Origin of the sequence: Sporosarcina sp. D27, from assembly GCF_000586555.1 — a bacterium.
Classification (GTDB): Bacteria; Bacillota; Bacilli; order Bacillales_A; family Planococcaceae; genus Sporosarcina.
The window spans coordinates 71,056-89,015 of record NZ_AZUC01000058.1; the positions used below are offsets into that span (position 1 = coordinate 71,056).

At 42.0% G+C, this 17,960-nt stretch carries 15 protein-coding genes; 11 read left to right on the top strand and 4 right to left on the bottom strand.

The annotated features are described in order from the left end of the window. Window positions 1–2 precede the first annotated feature (2 nt). Window positions 3–1,244 (top strand): amidohydrolase family protein, encoded by a 1,242-nt coding sequence (locus N693_RS0115740; protein WP_025785789.1) that lies wholly within the window; start codon window positions 3–5, stop codon window positions 1,242–1,244. 346 nt (window positions 1,245–1,590) lie between these two features. On the opposite strand, the gene menC is transcribed toward N693_RS0115740, so the two are convergent. Genes menC through N693_RS0115755 form a run of 3 tightly spaced genes read right to left on the bottom strand, consistent with a single transcriptional unit; the run spans window position 1,591 to window position 4,702 of the window. Continuing rightward, window positions 1,591–2,739, bottom strand: a complete 1,149-nt coding sequence (gene menC / locus N693_RS0115745; RefSeq protein WP_172643606.1) for an o-succinylbenzoate synthase — start codon at window positions 2,737–2,739, stop codon at window positions 1,591–1,593. Beyond that, window positions 2,739–3,872 carry a M20 peptidase aminoacylase family protein gene (locus tag N693_RS0115750; protein ID WP_025785791.1) on the bottom strand — a complete coding sequence of 378 codons (1,134 nt, stop codon included), beginning with the start codon at window positions 3,870–3,872 and terminating at the stop codon, window positions 2,739–2,741. Before N693_RS0115750 ends, menC begins: the two co-directional genes overlap by 1 nt. Before the next feature lie 14 nt (window positions 3,873–3,886). Continuing rightward, entirely contained in the window at window positions 3,887–4,702 is an 816-nt protein-coding gene (locus tag N693_RS0115755; RefSeq protein WP_025785792.1) for a MurR/RpiR family transcriptional regulator, read from the bottom strand. A 114-nt stretch (window positions 4,703–4,816) separates the two neighbouring features. Between N693_RS0115755 and N693_RS0115760 the strand changes: the two genes are divergently transcribed. From N693_RS0115760 to N693_RS0115795, 8 genes are all read left to right on the top strand, one after another. Then, the gene (locus tag N693_RS0115760; protein WP_025785793.1) at window positions 4,817–6,220 is read left to right on the top strand and encodes a YfcC family protein; all 1,404 of its coding nucleotides are present in this window, start codon (window positions 4,817–4,819) and stop codon (window positions 6,218–6,220) included. A 311-nt stretch (window positions 6,221–6,531) separates the two neighbouring features. Then, window positions 6,532–7,965, top strand: a complete 1,434-nt coding sequence (locus tag N693_RS0115765; protein ID WP_025785794.1) for a M20 family metallopeptidase — start codon at window positions 6,532–6,534, stop codon at window positions 7,963–7,965. A 14-nt stretch (window positions 7,966–7,979) separates the two neighbouring features. Next, on the top strand, window positions 7,980–9,503 hold the full coding sequence (locus tag N693_RS0115770) for an AbgT family transporter (RefSeq protein ID WP_025785795.1): 1,524 nt from the start codon (window positions 7,980–7,982) through the stop codon (window positions 9,501–9,503). Window positions 9,504–9,521: 18 nt separating this feature from the next. Further along, window positions 9,522–10,808 (top strand): amidohydrolase, encoded by a 1,287-nt coding sequence (locus N693_RS0115775; RefSeq protein ID WP_025785796.1) that lies wholly within the window; start codon window positions 9,522–9,524, stop codon window positions 10,806–10,808. 557 nt (window positions 10,809–11,365) lie between these two features. Beyond that, window positions 11,366–12,697 carry an MFS transporter gene (locus N693_RS0115780; RefSeq protein WP_025785797.1) on the top strand — a complete coding sequence of 444 codons (1,332 nt, stop codon included), beginning with the start codon at window positions 11,366–11,368 and terminating at the stop codon, window positions 12,695–12,697. Between the two features lie 25 nt (window positions 12,698–12,722). Then, on the top strand, window positions 12,723–13,502 hold the full coding sequence (locus N693_RS0115785; RefSeq protein ID WP_025785798.1) for a sugar phosphate isomerase/epimerase: 780 nt from the start codon (window positions 12,723–12,725) through the stop codon (window positions 13,500–13,502). A 29-nt stretch (window positions 13,503–13,531) separates the two neighbouring features. Continuing rightward, window positions 13,532–14,224, top strand: coding sequence for an MgtC/SapB family protein (locus N693_RS0115790; RefSeq protein WP_025785799.1), 693 nt, complete (start codon window positions 13,532–13,534; stop codon window positions 14,222–14,224). A 16-nt stretch (window positions 14,225–14,240) separates the two neighbouring features. Beyond that, a complete protein-coding gene (locus N693_RS0115795) occupies window positions 14,241–15,020 on the top strand; it encodes an HAD-IIA family hydrolase (protein ID WP_025785800.1) in 780 nt (259 codons plus the stop codon). Here the strand turns inward: N693_RS0115795 and N693_RS0115800 are convergent, their stop codons facing one another. Next, window positions 15,021–15,584: a glycerol-3-phosphate responsive antiterminator gene (locus tag N693_RS0115800; RefSeq protein WP_025785801.1), complete on the bottom strand. Its 564-nt coding sequence runs from the start codon at window positions 15,582–15,584 to the stop codon at window positions 15,021–15,023. A gap of 122 nt (window positions 15,585–15,706) precedes the next feature. On the opposite strand from N693_RS0115800, the gene N693_RS0115805 reads away from it, so the two are divergent. Both N693_RS0115805 and N693_RS0115810 read left to right on the top strand, forming a co-directional pair. Further along, a complete protein-coding gene (locus N693_RS0115805) occupies window positions 15,707–17,389 on the top strand; it encodes an FAD-dependent oxidoreductase (RefSeq protein ID WP_051508761.1) in 1,683 nt (560 codons plus the stop codon). 63 nt (window positions 17,390–17,452) lie between these two features. Continuing rightward, on the top strand, window positions 17,453–17,839 hold the full coding sequence (locus tag N693_RS0115810) for a DUF302 domain-containing protein (RefSeq protein WP_025785803.1): 387 nt from the start codon (window positions 17,453–17,455) through the stop codon (window positions 17,837–17,839). The last annotated feature ends 121 nt before the right edge of the window (window positions 17,840–17,960 follow it).

Here is a 17,960-nt window from a genome sequence, read left to right on the forward strand (position 1 = left end):
TCATGACACAAACAATTATTAAAAATGGACTACTTATAGACGGAACAGGTGCAGAACCAACAAAAGATAAAATTGTCGTCGTATCCGGAAATCGGATTGACTACGTTGGGGATGAAAAAGGATATAAACCAACTGGTAATGAGAAGGAAATTGATGCGCAAGGCGGCGCAATCGTTCCAGGATTCATCGATACGCATGTGCATATGATGATGGAGTATTCACCAGTCTCAGAGCGTCTTGCTACACCGTTTTCGTTCATGTATTACCAAGCTGCAGAGTACTTAAAAACTACGTTGCACGCGGGCGTCACATCTGTTCGGGATGCACTTGGTACGGATCTTGGAGTGAAAAAGGCAGTGGAAGATGGTTTGATTTCAGGACCACGAATGCAATTGAGTATTAACGCATTGACGACTACAGGTGGTCACGGAGATGGTTATACGGTTTCAGGGAAAACAGTGGACTTGCTTGCTTCAGAATATCCGGGCATGCCGAACGGAATGTGTGACGGTGTTGAAGAAGTGCGTAAGAAAACGCGTGAAATGCTACGTGCAGGTGCTGAAGTCATTAAAGTCCATGCGACAGGCGGAGTGTTGAGTGCGACGGATCATCCGGAATTTACACAGTTTTCATTGGAAGAGCTGAAAGTTATTGTAGAAGAAGGGAAGTTCCGCAAAAACACACGCGTCATGGCACACGCTCAAGGTGCAGAAGGGATTAAAAACGCAGTACGTGCAGGCATTCACTCAATCGAGCATGGGATTTTCATTGACGATGAAGCCATTGACCTTATGATTGAAAATGGAACGTATCTTGTGCCGACATTACTAGCTCCTGTTGCGGTTCTTGAAACAGCAGATGCAACTGGGATGCCAGCAAGCGCGGTTCAAAAGTCGAAAGAAGTCATCGATCATCATGTTGAGAGTTTCACGAAAGCATACAAAGCCGGAGTGAAAATCGCGATGGGGACTGACGCTGGTGTATTCAAACACGGTACGAACTTGCGTGAACTTGAACTCATGTGCAACGCAGGGATGACACCGATGGATGCAATTGTAGCATCTACGAAAACTGCGGCGGAATGTCTCGGTTGGGAAGAAAACGTCGGCACAATTGAAACAGGCAAATTTGCCGACATTGTCATTACTAAAGGTAATCCGTTAGAAGATATTAAGTCGTTAGCAAATCATGATACGATTCAAGTTGTTATCAAAGACGGTAAGATCGAAAAAGATATTCGATAATTTCTATATGTGAAAAGGCTATCCCAGAAGGTCAATGACTCTTCAGGATAGCCTTTTTAGCATTTCATGAATTAGAAATGAAACGGTGTTGATTTACGTTTCAGGTGGACGGGGCGGACAGGATGTAGGTCATGCAACCGGTGTGGCAGCAAGCCGCGAACTTAGGTCGTTTTCAATAGTATTCCTTCCGAAGTCAACACCCTTCACTTCAATCAACGTGACTTCTTACTATATAGTTTTGAAATTCCTTTCAACACAGTTCATCTAGATGAACTGTGTTGTCAAAAGAATTGGCTGCCGAAGGGATCAGTTTCTACTGACAATCTTGACAGCCTTTTTCAACCAGTCACGCACTAGGTATCGGATGAGTCGTATCAACTTCAGTAATACGTTCAGAACTTATCAATACCTTGCTCAGTTTATCCCGATCCACTTCGTATCCAATTCCATCTCCAGAAGGAACTTGAATGATTCCGTGATCCATTACAATTTCTGGTGTCACGATATCTTCTTTCCAATAATGTGCTGACGGCGCTGTGTCTCCTGGAATCGTGAAGTTTTTTAACGTAGTCAGCTGGATGTTGTGCGCACGTCCAACCCCTGTTTCTAGCATGCCACCACACCAAACAGGGATGTCGTGTTCCATACATAAATCATGAATACGCTTTGCTTCATATAAGCCACCGACGCGTCCAATCTTAATGTTAATGATTTTGCAGCTGCCTAATTCAATTGCCTTACGCGCATCGTCAAGTGAGTGAACGCTCTCGTCCAAACAGACAGGAGTTGTGAGTTCTTGTTGCAAGAGCCGGTGATCCACAATGTCGTCATGGCTTAGAGGTTGTTCAATCATCATAAGATTCAGTGAATCCAACTCTTTTAAGTGGTTAATATCTTTAAGTGTATAAGCTGAGTTTGCATCCGCCATCAAAGGAATAGTTGGAAACGCATCGCGAACAGCTTTTAGATACTCTATGTCTGCTCCGGGCTTAATCTTTACTTTGATTTTTTTAAAACCTTCATCAACAAACTCTCGAACCTTTTCAACTAATTTAGCAGGAGTATCTTGAATGCCAATACTTTTACCCACCGCAATTTCTGTTTGTGTTCCACCAAGTAAGTTTGCAATGGAGGTATGATTTTTCTTAGCGAATACATCCCAAATTGCAGTCTCAATCGCCGCTTTAGCAATATTATTTCTTCTAACAAATGACAGCATATCGTGTACAACGTTAGGATGAGAAATCTCGTTCTTCAACAAACGGGGGATAAGAAATTCTTTTAGCATATAAACGGTTGTAGCGGTGGTTTCTTCATTATAATAAGGCTCATTACTTGTAACGGTTTCTCCCCAGCCGGATACTCCTGTTTCGTCTACTACTTCGACTAGGCAAACATCTTTTTGCTCCATTGTTCCAAAACTCGTTGTAAATGGGGCAATTAGCGATACCTCCGTATGGTGGAGGATTACCTCTTTAATATGGATGGATTGCATCATTCAACTCCTCCTTCAGCATGTAATTTGACAATGGTCGTCAAAATATCAATGCCGTTGTACATCGCATCTCTATCAAATGTCATATTTGGGTGATGAAGACCGGGCGATAAATTACAACCTAGCCCAATCATCGTAGCTTTTAGATGCGGCTTTTTAATGGTGTAAAAGTGGAAATCGTCTCCACCGGGTGTAAGAATGGGCTCTACAGTATTTTCTTTACCGAGACTCATTTCAATTGCACGCTGCGCGACTTTTTGTGCATCAGCGTCTACGCATGCTGCTGCAATTCCATGTTCTTCCGTGATTTTTACGCTAGATTCAAACAACTTATTTGCAGAGTCGATAACTGCGTATACTTTCTTTTGTAACTCTTCCATTAGTTCGTTCGTTTGAGCACGAATGTCGATTGCTAATGAGGCGTTACCGGGAATGATATTTGTATTCTGTCCTCCTGCTTGGAAGCGAGTGACTTTTGCTGAATGTGGAATTGTAGGATTTAGATAGATCGTATGAATGGCGTTCACTAAGTACGTTCCTACCTCTATCGAATTCGAATTTAAATGTGGACGTGCTCCGTGTGCGTCATCCCCACGTATTTCTAATTCTATAGAACCAGTCGCGCCATGAATAATAGCTGGCGCCGCTTTCCCGTTTTCTGTTTCTTGGAATGGACGCAAATGGATTCCGTAATAATAATCCACGTCATCCACGACACCGTGATCGACAAGTTTCAACGCTCCGGCGCCGACTTCCTCAGCGGGCTGGAATATGAAGCGGACGCCCACATTTTTAAGTAATTCGGGAGTGTCTTTCAGTTTCCAAAGTACCCCTAGCACCATCGTCATATGGGCGTCATGACCACATGAGTGATTCGCCTGAAGGTTTCCATCAACTTCTTGCCATAATGCATCCATATCCGCTCTTAAAGCGATGATTGGATTCCCTTCATCAAAATTCCCAATATCCCCAATAACTCCTGTGCAATCCTCGAAGGCACGAACTTTGCAGCCAGCTTCTTCGAGTTTTTGTTTGACAAATTCTGTCGTCTTAATCTCTTTCCAGCTCAATTCAGGATTAGCATGTAAGTGCGCGAACGTTTCGGATACTTTCTCTTTGCTGAATGCGGTCATGTTAAAACTCCCTTTCAATTGTTATCAGTGTCTTCATTGATGAAATAATTACTCGTCGGGTTTACAAAGCTTAACTTTCCAGTTTTCTTGGCAATATGAAGAAGGATGCTATTCAAAAACGAAAATGTCACAGGTCCTTTTTCCAAAACCGATTTCTGAGAAATTGGTATGACGAGGGTATAATCTGCAAACTCATTGGCGGGGCTCACGAGGGAATCCGTAATGATAATAACGGTGTTCTCCCGTTCCTTCGCTTCCTTTGCTAATCGAATTGACCCGAGCGCGTAACGATAAAATGAAAAAAGAACGACACAATTCCCTCTACCAGAAGTAGAGATGCCAATTTCAGTTTCTGGGTGATACAACGATGTATTACCTAGTAAACTGTTAAGCAAAAATGTGAACCAATGTGCATAAGCATAAGATTGATAATAACCTACGACTTTTATAGATGTAGACGTAGAAAGATGGTCCACAACGGCTTCTGTAGTTTTCCAGTCTAGCTGGTTGGCGATTTGAGCAATATTTTTACTATCGCTTTCCATCACACCAGAATAAGGGTCGGAAACAGTTGTGGATTCGACTCCGTTTGGGGGCGTGAGCGACAAAAGACTTCTCTGAATTTCGGTCTGTAACGTACCAAACCCTGGATAACCAATTGATTTTGCGAACCGGATAATCATCGTTTCACTTACGTCAATTAGGCTTGCAATCTTTTTTGCTGGATGCGTAGCAAACATAATGGGATTGATTAATAAAGCGTCAGCGACCTTTTTCAACCCTGATGTTAAATTGGGATAGGCAGCTTTTGTTTTTCCGATAAAGTCCATTAACTCTCCAACTTTCGAATGAATCTTATAATTTATTATTGTCAAAATAAATTATAGGCTTTACTATAGTGTTAGTCAACGAAATGTTACGACAATTCAGAATGGGGTGTTTTGATGGAGAAAGAAAAACGGAAAAGAAAGATAGGTATTCCGGATGCATACGTAATTCTCTTTTTAATATTGGCACTTATGGCTGTTTTGACGTATATCATTCCAGCAGGGGAGTTTCAACGGGAAGAAATTGATGGTGTTACAGTCGTCGTTCCAGATGGATACGAACAGGTTGCCAGCACACCGGCCAGTCTCATTGATGTATTTCTTGCGATACAGGAAGGAATGATTAGTTCTGCGCCATTGATCTTTTTAGTGTTAATCATTGGCGGTTCCTTTGCAGTCATTGAATCGACAGGTGCGATTGACGCCATGATTCTAAAAACAATTGAGAAGACGAAGAACAAAGAGCTTGTCTTAATCACAATTGTAATGGTTCTGTTTTCTATTTTTGGAACTTTAGGAATTATTGTAAATGCAGTTATTGCATTCATCCCGATTGGAATCATTTTAGCGAGGTCGATGAAGTTAGATGCTGTAGTAGGTGTCTCAATTATTTACTTGGGAGCATACGCAGGATTTAATACTGCATTTCTAGATCCACTGACAACAGGGACTGCACAACAAATTGCTCAGTTGCCTTTATTCTCAGGAATCGGATATCGTATTGTTATTTATATCGTTATTCTATTAACGACAATCCTATATGTCTCTTGGTATGTGAAAAAGATTAAGAAGAATCCTTTGAAAAGCGTTTTGGGTTCAACCCCCTTTCCAAAGATTGAAGAACGTGAGGAGTTAAATAAAGAAGTCGAAATTACAGGTACTCATAAGTTGGTGCTTATCTGGCTCGTCTTAGGCATCGCTACCTATGTATTCGGTGTTTTTAAGTTCGAGTGGTCACTAAATGAAATGGCAGCTATTTTCTTAATCATCGCTGTAGGAACTGCGATCATTGCAAAACTATCACCAAATCGACTAGTTTTAGAATTCTTCGAGGGAGCGAAAGGATTAGTCTATGGAGCTATGATTATTGGGATGGCTCGTTCAATCGTAGTTGTTCTTGAAAAAGGGAACATTTTGGACACCATCGTTAATGGAATGGCACACGTAATGACTCCTTTTACAAGTGTTAGCGGGGCTGTAGTCATGTTCATAGCAAACGAATTGTTCAATATTCTCGTTTCATCAGGAAGTGGACAGGCCGTTATTGTCATGCCAATTATGACGCCACTCGCTGACTTGATGGAAATTCCTCGTCAAGTAGCCGTTCAGGCTTACAAAATGGGAGACGGATTTACAAACGTTATCACACCAACTTCAGGGATTCTTATGGCAAACTTAGCGATCGCAGGGATCTCATGGACAAAATGGGTGCGCTTCGTTTTCCCACTGTTACTGATTTGGACTGTCCTGGGTATTATCTTCCTTATTATTGGCGTGCTAATTAATTGGGGGCCGATGTAACCCGTTAGCAGAATCCCCTTGACGATAGTTCGTTTCAATTTCTAACTTGATACACAAAACTCGGAATAAGCTATCTCAAAATGTAGTTCTATAAACTTTTGAGATAGCTTTATTTTTTTATCTTTTGAAAGGGAAAGTTATTAGGTCTACCGCTCTTAAAAAAATCGTAGGATGGATGAAACGTTCTAACTCTACTTTTCTTAACATCTATATTTAACAAAATATATGTCGTGTATTGACGAATCTTGAAATACTATTTACTATATAGTCAGTCTATTGTTTGTATTCAATATATTAAGGGGGAGAGGCATATGAGTTTGCAAGCATTCACAAAAGACTATATAAAACACCATGCTACTTATTTTGAACAGGTCAGCGAATACATTTTTTATCATCCGGAAACTCGGTTTGAGGAATATGAATCTGCCAAGTACCTATCTGAGCAATGTGAACAGCAAGGATTCAAAGTGGAACGCGGTGTAGGTGGTATTGAAACCGCATTCACAGCGACTTTTGGACAAGGGCATCCAGTCATTGGATTTCTGGGGGAATTCGATGCGTTGCCTGAGTTAAGTCAGGAACCGAACTGTATCGAAGAAAAACGCTGGGAGCGTCATATTGGTCATGGTTGTGGACATAATCTACTCGGAACCGGTGCATTTGCCGCAGCATGCGCAGCGAAAGCGTACCTAGAAGAGCATAAGCTGCCTGGAACTGTGAAATTCTTCGGTTGTCCCGGTGAAGAAGGTGGATCTGGTAAGACGTTCATGACGCGTGAAGGTGTCTTTGATGGTACTGATCTTGCTCTAACATGGCACCCATCGCCAACAAACAGCATTATGAGCTTGAGCACACTTGCGAACATCCAAGTGTTTTATCGATTTAAAGGGGTTCCATCACACGCCGCGAACTCACCGCATTTAGGACGTAGTGCACTTGATGCTGTTGAGCTCATGAATACGGGTGTTCAATATTTGCGGGAGCACATGCCGGACGAGGCACGAATTCACTATGCAATTACGAATACGGGTGGATTTGCACCAAACGTCGTTCAAGCAAATGCGGAAGTGTTGTACTTAGTTCGCGATGTCAATACAGAACGTGTCATGGATTTGTTTGAGCGGGTGAACAAAATTGCAGAAGGGGCAGCTCTTATGACAGAAACACAAGTGACCGTTGAAGTGGATAAAGCCTGCTCGAATTACATTCCGAACCGTGCACTTGAAGAAATCTTGTATGAAAGTTTACAAGAAATTGGAATCGAACCACCAACGGATGACGAACAAGAGTATGCAAAAGGCATCTTTGAATCACTATCAAAGGCAGAGCAGAAAGATTATCTTGGCGTTATGAAAGGATTTGGATATGTAGGGGATGGTTCTGAATTCGTTGGGAAATATGTGTCTGATTGCATAGCGCCGTATGAAGTTCCAACAGAAATTTTGACTGCGTCCACCGACGTTTCGGATGTAAGTTGGATTTTACCAACCGCACAATTGTCGACTTCTACGTCAGCGCTAGGGACACCGCTTCATACGTGGCAGATGACAAGCCAAGGGCTATCGTCAAATGCACACAAAGGGATGTTACGAGCGGGCGCATCCATGGCACTCACAGCACTTAAAATTTTTGAAAATACAGACTTACTGGCGCCGATTCGCGATGAGTTTGTCGAGTTTGCTCAAGAAAATCCATACACATGTCCGATACCCGAAGGCGTTCAGCCTTCACCGCTCGGTAGCTGAATAGAATAGGAGGAATGAGAGTGGAAACAGCAAAAAAGGGGTTCTTTAACAAAGCATTGAATGGCATCGAACGGTTGGGGAACCGTTTACCAGACCCGTTCATTCTATTCGTAGGCATGGCAGTAGCAGTCATGATTGCATCGTTCATATTCAGTCTGTTTGACGCATCGGTGAAGCACCCCGGTACAGGAGAAACTTTGCCGATCAACAACTTACTGTCAGGCGAAGGTTTGCAATACATTCTGGAATCTATGATCACGAACTTTACAGGCTTTGCGCCACTCGGTATCGTGCTTGCGATGATGCTAGGAATTGGTCTTACTGAAAAAGTTGGCTTGTTCGATTATGCCATAAAGAAATCGATTATGAAGGCGCCTCCTTGGCTACTAACTTATGCAGTCGCATTCGTAGGGATTATGGGGAACATTGCATCTGATGCAGCGATGCTTCTTGTTCCACCACTCGCAGCAATGATTTTCTACAAAGTAGGGCGTCATCCACTCGCGGGTCTAGCAGTTGGTTATGCTTCTGCGGGTGCTGGATTTACTGCGAACTTATTCATCGTAGGAACAGACGCATTACTTGCTGGAATTACAACAGAAGCTGCGAAGATTGTAGATGATTCGATAACCGTTTCACCAGTTGATAACTGGTACTTCAATATAGTTTCTGTGTTCATGTTAACGCTGCTAGCAGGCTTCATCACGTCTAAATTCATCGAACCTCGTCTAGGGAAATATAAAGGCGATGCCGTTGAGTTGGAGATGGACGAAGAAGATCCTCGTTCAGGAAAAGCATTACGTAACGCAGTGATTGCAGGTCTTTTATATCTTGCAATCCTAGCAGTAGGAATCTTTTGGCCAAATAGTCCCCTCCGTGGTGAAGGAGGCACCATGATTCCGTCGCCGTTCATCTCAGGGATTGTTCCAATTATTTTATTCCTATTTTTAATCGTAGGGATTACGTTTGGAATATCTGTTGGGAAGATTAAGAGCGGAAAAGATGTTGCAGGTTACATGGCGGAGTCTATGAAAGACATGTCAGGCTATATCGTTCTAATCTTCGCTATTTCGCAATTCATTGCCTACTTCGGATGGTCGAACATAGGTACATGGATCGCAGTGAATGGTGCTGAATTCTTGGAATCTGTCAACTTTACCGGAATTGGACTGATTATAGGATATATCATTTTTACATCACTCTTGAACTTCTTAATTACATCCGGATCTGCAAAGTGGGCACTGGAAGCACCGATTTTCGTCCCACTGTTCATGCAACTAGGTTATCATCCAGCATTTACACAAGTAGCGTATCGTGTTGCCGATTCATCAACAAACATCATTACTCCGTTATTGCCTTACATGGTTGTCGTTCTGACATTCATGCAGAAATACGATAAAAAGGCAGGAATCGGCACGCTCATTTCACTAATGCTTCCATTCTCAATTTGTTTCTTAATTGCTTGGATTTTGCTCATTCTGTTATTCTTCTATGCAGGTATTCCATTCGGACCAGGCGTTACACCATTTTTGAAGTAACCGTTAGGAGGGAGCAAGATGGTTGTAAAGTTACACGAACAACTAACGGAATGGCGACGCGATTTGCACCGTCATCCTGAGCAAGGATTTTTGGAAATGCGGACGGCTTCCATAGTTGCAGCGGAAGTGACGCGTCTCGGATTTGATGTCCGACTTGGAAAAGACGTAATGGTAGAAGATGAAATATTGGGTAAACCTTCAGTTGAGCAGATAGCAGCTCATGTACAGTGGGCTGCAGAAAATGGAGCAGTTGAAGAGTTCTTACCTTATTTTGAAGAAGGATTTACAGGAGTTGTCGCTGATTGGGATACAGGACGTCCGGGACCTGTCACTGTGTTCCGTGTCGACATGGATGCATTACCGATTTTTGAATCGCAAGATGACGATCATGTTCCTGGCAAACTTGGTTTCCGTTCCATTGCGGAAGGTTCCATGCATGCATGTGGGCATGATGCACATACGACAATAGGACTTGGGCTTGCGACACTGGTAGCGGAAGATCCTGAAAGCTTTAACGGAACAATCCGCATAGTGTTCCAACCAGCTGAAGAAGGAGCTCGCGGTGCGAAATCTATGACAGAAGCAGGTGTTGTCGATGATGCGGATTTCTTCATTGCAATCCACATCGGCACAGGTGTCCCACATGGTGAGTTTGTTTCAGCGGCGAATGGATTCATGGCGTCCACGAAAATGGACGTTACTTTCAAAGGACGCGCATCTCACGCAGGAGCACAGCCGGAAGAAGGGAAGAATGCGTTACTAGCAGCAGCCAGCGCAACGTTAAATTTGCACGCGATTTCTCGTCACTCAGGAGGGACCTCACGTGTGAATGTTGGTGAACTCCAAGGTGGCGGTGGACGCAACGTCATAGCAGATACCGCTACCATGAAATTGGAGACCCGTGGTGAAACTTCTGAAGTGAATGAGTTCATAAGGAAGCAAGCAGAGAACGTACTTCGTGGTGCGGCTGTCATGTATGACGTAGAGTGTTCAATCGATATTGTCGGTGAAGCCATCAGTTGTAAATGCTCAGAAGGGTTAGCTGCAATGGTTGGTGCAGTTGCAAACGAGACGATCGGCATTACAAAAGTCCACCATGCAGACAATGCATCTGCAGGTTCCGAGGATGCCACGTACTTCATGGAACATGTGAAAAATAACCACGGCCAGGCGACGTACTGTATTTTCGGTACTGAGCTTGCGGCAGGTCATCACAACGAACGTTTTGATATTAAGGAAGATACATTGCCAGTGGCAGTAGATGTATTGTATCGGACTGTACTTGCTTTGAATGGTAGGGAATAGAATATCGGATCCCCAGTCGAGCCTTTACTTGTAACGGGCTTGCTGGGATTTTTTTACTTCATCTCTTAAATGGACATGTCCTCAAGTTTCTCTGAATTATGTACATTACTATTCATTGTAACAAAACTCCTTGGAAATAGGTCATGACTCATATATTACTAGATGAGAATGATAGCATTGTAGATAAAGTGAGTAGTATTTTCGGGGGAAAGGATAGACTACTATTCGTCTGAAGAATTTGTTTGATAATTCATATAAAAATTTAAAAAATATCTTGACTTCAATTCTTTAAGTATTTAGAATAGTGATATTCCCGAAAAGGGAACGCTTTCATAAAGAGATTTTGAAATTATACATATCGGGCAGAGATAATGAGAAACCCGGTGAAGTCCAGACTGTCGTTACACACGTAATGTGTGGTACACGATTATTTGGCTTTGCCGGTTTTTTTGTGTTCCGTAAAAGGAGAGTGGACAGGAGAAAAATGTATTGTATTGGGGTGTACGATCGGGAGATTTAGATTTCATAGAATAACAAGGAAAGAAGGGGAACCAGTAATGGCTTATGATTACTTAGATAATCCGGCAAATCCGGAGAAATTACGTAAATTTCAGCGTAAAGTGAAAATTGTTTCAGCGGGGGGGACTTTTTTAGACGGATTTGACTTAACTATTATAGCGGTTGCGATGCCACTCATATTAAAACAATGGGATATCATGCCGATTGAACAGAGCTTGCTCGTAGCATCTGCGATTATTGGTTCATTTATTGGGGCTGCTTGGTTAGGGAGTCTTACGGATACATTCGGTCGGAAAGCGATGATTACAATTGATTTACTAGCTTTTGTCTTATTTGCTATTTTAACAGCTGTAGCGCCAAATGTTCTGTGGCTAATAGCGTTTCGTTTCTTACTTGGAATAGGGATAGGTGCCGATTATCCAATCTCAGCGACGCTTGTAGCCGAATTCAGTTCTACGAAAAATAGAGGAAAGCAAGGAACGTTTCTTGCTGCAATGTGGTTTGTGGGTGCTGTTGTTGCCTATATCAGTGGACTTGTCCTTGCGCCGTTAGGGGATCATGCATGGAGATATATGTTCTTACTAGGCGCGATAATGGCAATTATCATCTTTATCTTCCGGATTGGACTTCCAGAGTCTCCAAGGTGGCTCGCTTCAAAAGGAAGAGAGAAAGAAGCTGAAAAAATTATTTATGAGCTTACAGGTAATGTAGTAGAAGTGAAGCCTGAACCCTCACAAGAAAAAGTGAAAATCAGTGCTTTGTTCTCTCAAAAGTTTATTAAACGTACCATTTTCGTTTCAGGATTCTGGTTTTGTTATGCGACATCCTATTATGGGATTTCCATGTACACGCCTACCATATTGTCTGCGTTTACTGGAGGATCATTGCAACTGACTTATATTGCTTCTTCGATTGTTAGTATTCTCGGGTTAGGCGGTGCAATAATAGGGATGAATTTAGTAGATCGATGGGGACGTCGTCCATTACTGATCACTTCATTCACAGGTTTGACAGCGGGGCTTTCGGTACTAGCGTTTAATCCGAATCCGACGCTTACGTTTTTAGTAGTGTTGTTCAGCATTGCTGTTCTATTCGCGAATATGGGTGGAGGAATTTTAAACTTTGTATATCCGACTGAGTTATTCCCTACAAGCATTCGGGCAGGTGCATCAGGGTTTGCTACTTCTGTCAGCCGTATTGGTTCAATTCTTGGGGTTCTCGTATTCCCGAATGTGGTAGCAGTTTGGGGGAACGCAGCAGCACTTGGTGTTTTTGCTGTCGTGGCGCTTACAGGTCTAATCATTACCATATCACTGGCACCTGAAACGAAAGGAAGAAGACTCGAAGAAATTAACCCGGAAACACATTAATTTTTTGTGAAAGGATGGATTTTAAATGGAAAAATGGCTTAGCTTATGGTCAATTGGCCAATCTAAAACTAAAGAAGATATGAAGGCTATCAAAAACGCAGGATTTGAAGGTGTGGAAATTTGGGCGGAACACAAATCTGCTAAAGAAGATTTAAAACTAGCGGAACAATGCGGATTGAAGGTTGGCTTACATCTTCCTTTTCATGACTTAAATTTGGCAACTCCTTATGAAAAGGTTGGTTCCTTCATTTTAGATATCACTCGTCATTGGCTTGAGGAACTTGGCAAGTATGGTGGTGGGCATGCTGTTATCCATGGAGGCTCTGCATGGGCATCTGAAAATAAGGATGAAGATCGCTTGAAAGTGATCGAACGCCTTAAGAGGATTCGCGAGATAGCAATCGAACAAAAAGTGGAATTGCTTTTTGAAAACCAAATTCCGGACAGTTTAAATTACATGCATATCTATCCCTCTTCTGTAGAAGAATGGTTGAATATTTTAATACAGACAGATACAACAGCTTGTTTAGATACAGGACACTTAGCAGTTTTAGGAGCATCACTTGATGAAACTGTAAAAACGCTAGGTAATCGATTAGCATCTGTACATTTTTCGGATAATGATGCAAAAGGGGATCTTCATCAGCTTCCAGGTGATGGAGTATCAAAGGTAGGGACGGAAGAACTTCTCAAGATCCTTCACAAAAACAACTATAAAGGGCCTGTGGTCTTTGAAATAAATCCGTACACATACTCACTTTCAGAAATCCTATTGCATTCTTCCGTTAAAGTTGAAATAGAATAAGAAAGGATATTGTCTGAGGAGGTGGGCACGTGGAAGGGCTCGACATTGAACTGATTACTAAATTGAGTATTTCTGCCGTGCTAGGTCTGGTCATTGGACTGGAAAGAGAATTGAAACGGAAACCACTTGGACTAAAAACAAGTTTAGTTATTTCGATTGTCAGCTGTTTGCTGACAATCGTCTCAATTGAATCCGCTTATTCGTTTCCTGACAGCAATGGCGTGAGAATTCAAATGGATCCTTTGCGTCTTGCTGCCCAAATTGTATCAGGAATCGGTTTTCTCGGAGCAGGAGTTATTTTACGTCGTGGGAACGAGCGGATTTCCGGTCTAACGACAGCAGCTTTAATCTGGGGAGCAGCAGGTATTGGAATTGCAGTAGGTGCGGGATTTTATGTCGAGGCAATATTTGGCGTATTGCTATTATTATTGAGTGTTGAACTTATTCCATATTTAACTACGAAATTTGGTCCGAAGAGACTTCGACGAAGAGATTTAACTTTCCGGATTACAGTAAATGATCCTAAAAGCATCGAAACTGTGATGACTGGTTTAGAACAACAAAAATTTATCATTAACCAGTCCCGCATTAAAGATTTGCCTGAAGAAAACGTTCATTTACTTGAAATAAAATCTAAAGTTAGTGCAAAGCGCACACTTCCTGAGGTCTACTATCTTATAAAAAAGATGGATCACGTTCATACAGTGGAAATTATAAGCTGACGGCGAGGAGATTAGTATGCAAAAAGGATATATATTTGATCTGGACGGAACAATCTATTTAAGTAATGAACTAATTGAAGGCGCACAAGAGGCGATTACAGAGTTACGAGATCGTGGAGATAAGGTAGTGTTCTTAACAAACAAGTCCATCGCCAGAAGAAAAGACTATGTAGAAAAGTTAAATGGTCTTGGAATTCAAGTGTCTTTGGAAGAAGTTGTTAACTCTAATTATATTACCGCCCACTATTTAAAGAAGAAAATGAAATCTAACGAAAAAGTATTCGTGATAGGTGAAGAACCACTATTTGAAGAGTTATTAGAAGAAGGTATTTTACTAACTCCGAGTTGGGAGGACGCTAAATTTGTAGTGCTCGGCTGGGATCGATCATTTACTTATGAAAAAATTAATGCTGCTTTTCAAGCATGGAAGAATGGTGCAATCTTAATAGCAACAAATCCGGACCGTACTTGCCCTGTGGAGGACGGTGAACTTCCGGATTGTGCGGCAATGATAGGGGCGCTCGAAGCCGTTACAGGCGAACCAATTACTGCAATTACAGGAAAGCCATCAGCACTCATGGCTGAATTTGTTATGAAAACAGTTCTTGGCATGGCACCGAACCAATGCATTATGGTTGGGGACAGGCTTGAGACGGATATTAAAATGGCGAATATTGCTGGAATGACATCAGTACTTGTACTTACTGGAATTACAAATGAGGAAGCGCTGAAAAATGCCTCTATTCAACCAGATCATGTTTTGGCAAGCGTCGCTGCGATTCCGTCAGCAGTTTAGTTATAATTCCAAGTTCCACATATCAGGATTACCTGATGAGACTGCCAATGCTCCTACTTTTAGTGCGTCGTGTACTTCGGAGATTTCTGTGATCAGTCCTCCTGCAATTACTGGATAATTAAGCGTTCTAGATAGTTGATCAATCACTTTTGGGATAACACCTGGCATGATTTCAATCGCATCAGGTCGACTGGTATTTGTCATTTCAATCCCTTTCGTAACGGCACCCCCATCTAGCAGGAAAATCCGTTGAATCGTCATAAGCCCTAGTTCAGAAGCAGACTTGATGAGATGGCTTTTAGTTGTAATAATACCCGTCGGTTTCCAAGTTTCAGCTACATATTTCATAGCACTTTTAGAGTTGGATATCCCATCGATGAAGTCTAAATGTAAAAAAACTTGTTTGCCGGCCTCTTGAAGACGGGTAATGTATACACCAGTAGACAGTAGATCACCTGTTAATAGAAAAACTATATTTACTTTGCTTTTAATTGCCAATTCTAAATTTTTTTCGGACTGTACAGATGCAATCATCTGTGATTCTACTAAGTCAACAAGATTCATGGGACCATCCTTTCGATTAACAGACTTTATCTAGTATACCATGCTGATGAATGAACTGAATACGGCCAGAGACGATGAGAACGGCCATTACAATTAACTGCATGGATGCGGGTTTTATTGTGATGGTTTTTAATTTGAAATTAGAATCAAAGGAGAGGATACGGGTGAATAGTTTCTCGTTTAAACAGAGGAAAAACATATTTAACGAGTTATCAACAGCTTCATATGACGTCATTGTTGTAGGGGGTGGAATTACGGGTTCTGGTATTACTTTAGATGCAACGACAAGAGGGTTGAAAACGCTACTCGTGGAAATGCAAGATTTTGCTGCGGGAACATCTAGCCGCTCCACAAAATTAGTACATGGTGGATTGCGTTACTTGAAACAATTCGAAATAAAAATGGTCGCAGACGTAGGCAAAGAACGTGCAATCGTATACGAAAATGCTCCGCATGTAACACATCCGGAATGGATGTTGTTGCCGTTTTATAAAGGAGGTACATTTGGGAAATACTCTACATCCTTTGGACTTCGAGTATATGATTTTCTTGCTGGAGTTAAAAGGACGGAACGTAGAAGAATGCTAACTAAAGAGGAAGTACTAGGGCACGAACCTTTGTTAAACAGTGAGGGGTTAGTTGGTGGAGGAGAATACGTAGAATATCGCACAGATGACGCACGCTTGACGATTGAAGTGGCGAAAAAAGCTTACGAGCAAGGTGCGGATTTGTTGAATTACGCTAAAGTATCCAACTTTATATATGATCAGTCTGGTAAGATTAAGGGCATTGAAGTAATCGATCAGTTGACAGGGACGAAGTTTATAGCGAACGGTTCCGTTATCGTCAACGCAGCAGGTCCATGGGTGGAACAAGTAATTGAGATGGACGAAAAAATAACAGGAAAGAGCCTATTATTGACGAAGGGTGTCCATCTCGTCTTCGATCGCCAGAAGTTACCACTTCATCAACCGATTTACTTTGATACGCCGGATGGCAGAATGATCTTCGCGATTCCACGTAATGGTAAAACATATGTGGGGACGACAGATACTGTATTCCATGAAAACCTCAAGAACCCTGGAATTACACTGGAGGACAAAGAGTACATTCTTCAGTCGATTACAAAGATGTTCCCAGATGCTTCTATTAGAATGTCTGATATAGAATCGACTTGGGCTGGCGTACGTCCGCTGATTCAACAAGAGGGTAAAGGGCCATCTGAAATTTCTAGGAAAGATGAAGTATGGACGTCTAAAACGGGCTTGTTAACCATTGCAGGAGGAAAATTGACTGGGTACCGAAAAATGGCGCAATCCATTACTGATACCATCTGTAAGCGGCTGAAAGCACAAGGTATAGAATCAGGGCCATGTGTAACGAAAACGTTACGTCTTTCAGGTGGAGAATTCAAAAAATCAAGTGTTTACCATCCCTATGTAGAAGATTGTGCAAAGGAACTGACGAAACTTGGTCTAACCTTTCAAGATGGACTCAATATTGCTTCCATGTATGGTACGAATACGAACCAAGTCGCAGAACTCGTGAGTCGTGTAATCCCATCTAGTCGACTTCCTCTCGCTATCCAGCTGACACTGCTCTATTCGATTGAATATGAGATGGCGATGACACCAGTTGACTACTTCATGCGCAGAACGGGGGCCATATTCTTTGATATACACTGGGTCGAACAATGGAAAAAGGATGTCATTTCTTATATGAAGTTAGTTTTTAATTGGTCAAGTGAACAAACGAGCCAGTATAGTGATGAACTAGAAGCAAGGCTAGCAGAAGCGAAGGGGTAAGTTTACTTGCTAGTCGTTTAGGGAAAAATAAGGACAGCCTTGAAGTAGAGGAGGAATTATTCAATGAGCACATATGTTAAAGAAACAACTAAAACACGAAACGAAGCGATACAAGCGATTGAAGCATCCTTGCAAGAAGCAAAATTTGGAGTGCTTTGGAACTTTGACCTGAGTGCAAAACTTGAGGAGAAAGGGGTTCAACCACCAGCGCCGTATACAATTCTTGAAGTGTGTAACCCTTCTATCGCAGCCAACGTATTGAATGAGAATTTACTAGCAGGTGCTTTCTTACCGTGTAAGATTGTCGTGTTTGAAGAAGATGAAGTAATCAAGATTGCCATGCCATTGCCAACGAAACTGATGGGAGAATTTGGGGACGAGCGCATTCTTACCACGGCAAAAGAAGTGGAGCAGCAACTGATTACATGTATTGATCAAGCTGCTGAATAAGGCCTGAAATATTATAAACGCCTCCTTGGATGGAGGCGTTTTTACTTTGTTAGAGAATAGAAGAGCTGGATACGTTGCTGCATGTTTATTAAGCTTATATCTTACTCATAAATCACGGAAA

Coding starts and splice junctions, on each gene's coding strand:
- N693_RS0115740 (WP_025785789.1), top strand. CDS start 3: ATGACACAAACAATTATTAAAAATGGACTACTTATAGACGGAACAGGT.
- N693_RS0115785 (WP_025785798.1), top strand. CDS start 12,723: ATGGAAAAATGGCTTAGCTTATGGTCAATTGGCCAATCTAAAACTAAA.
- N693_RS0115770 (WP_025785795.1), top strand. CDS start 7,980: ATGAGAGTGGAAACAGCAAAAAAGGGGTTCTTTAACAAAGCATTGAAT.
- N693_RS0115765 (WP_025785794.1), top strand. CDS start 6,532: ATGAGTTTGCAAGCATTCACAAAAGACTATATAAAACACCATGCTACT.
- N693_RS0115780 (WP_025785797.1), top strand. CDS start 11,366: ATGGCTTATGATTACTTAGATAATCCGGCAAATCCGGAGAAATTACGT.
- N693_RS0115750 (WP_025785791.1), bottom strand. CDS start 3,872: ATGACCGCATTCAGCAAAGAGAAAGTATCCGAAACGTTCGCGCACTTA.
- N693_RS0115800 (WP_025785801.1), bottom strand. CDS start 15,584: ATGAATCTTGTTGACTTAGTAGAATCACAGATGATTGCATCTGTACAG.
- N693_RS0115760 (WP_025785793.1), top strand. CDS start 4,817: ATGGAGAAAGAAAAACGGAAAAGAAAGATAGGTATTCCGGATGCATAC.
- N693_RS0115795 (WP_025785800.1), top strand. CDS start 14,241: ATGCAAAAAGGATATATATTTGATCTGGACGGAACAATCTATTTAAGT.
- N693_RS0115755 (WP_025785792.1), bottom strand. CDS start 4,702: ATGGACTTTATCGGAAAAACAAAAGCTGCCTATCCCAATTTAACATCA.
- N693_RS0115805 (WP_051508761.1), top strand. CDS start 15,707: ATGGTTTTTAATTTGAAATTAGAATCAAAGGAGAGGATACGGGTGAAT.
- N693_RS0115775 (WP_025785796.1), top strand. CDS start 9,522: ATGGTTGTAAAGTTACACGAACAACTAACGGAATGGCGACGCGATTTG.
- N693_RS0115810 (WP_025785803.1), top strand. CDS start 17,453: ATGAGCACATATGTTAAAGAAACAACTAAAACACGAAACGAAGCGATA.
- menC (WP_172643606.1), bottom strand. CDS start 2,739: ATGCAATCCATCCATATTAAAGAGGTAATCCTCCACCATACGGAGGTA.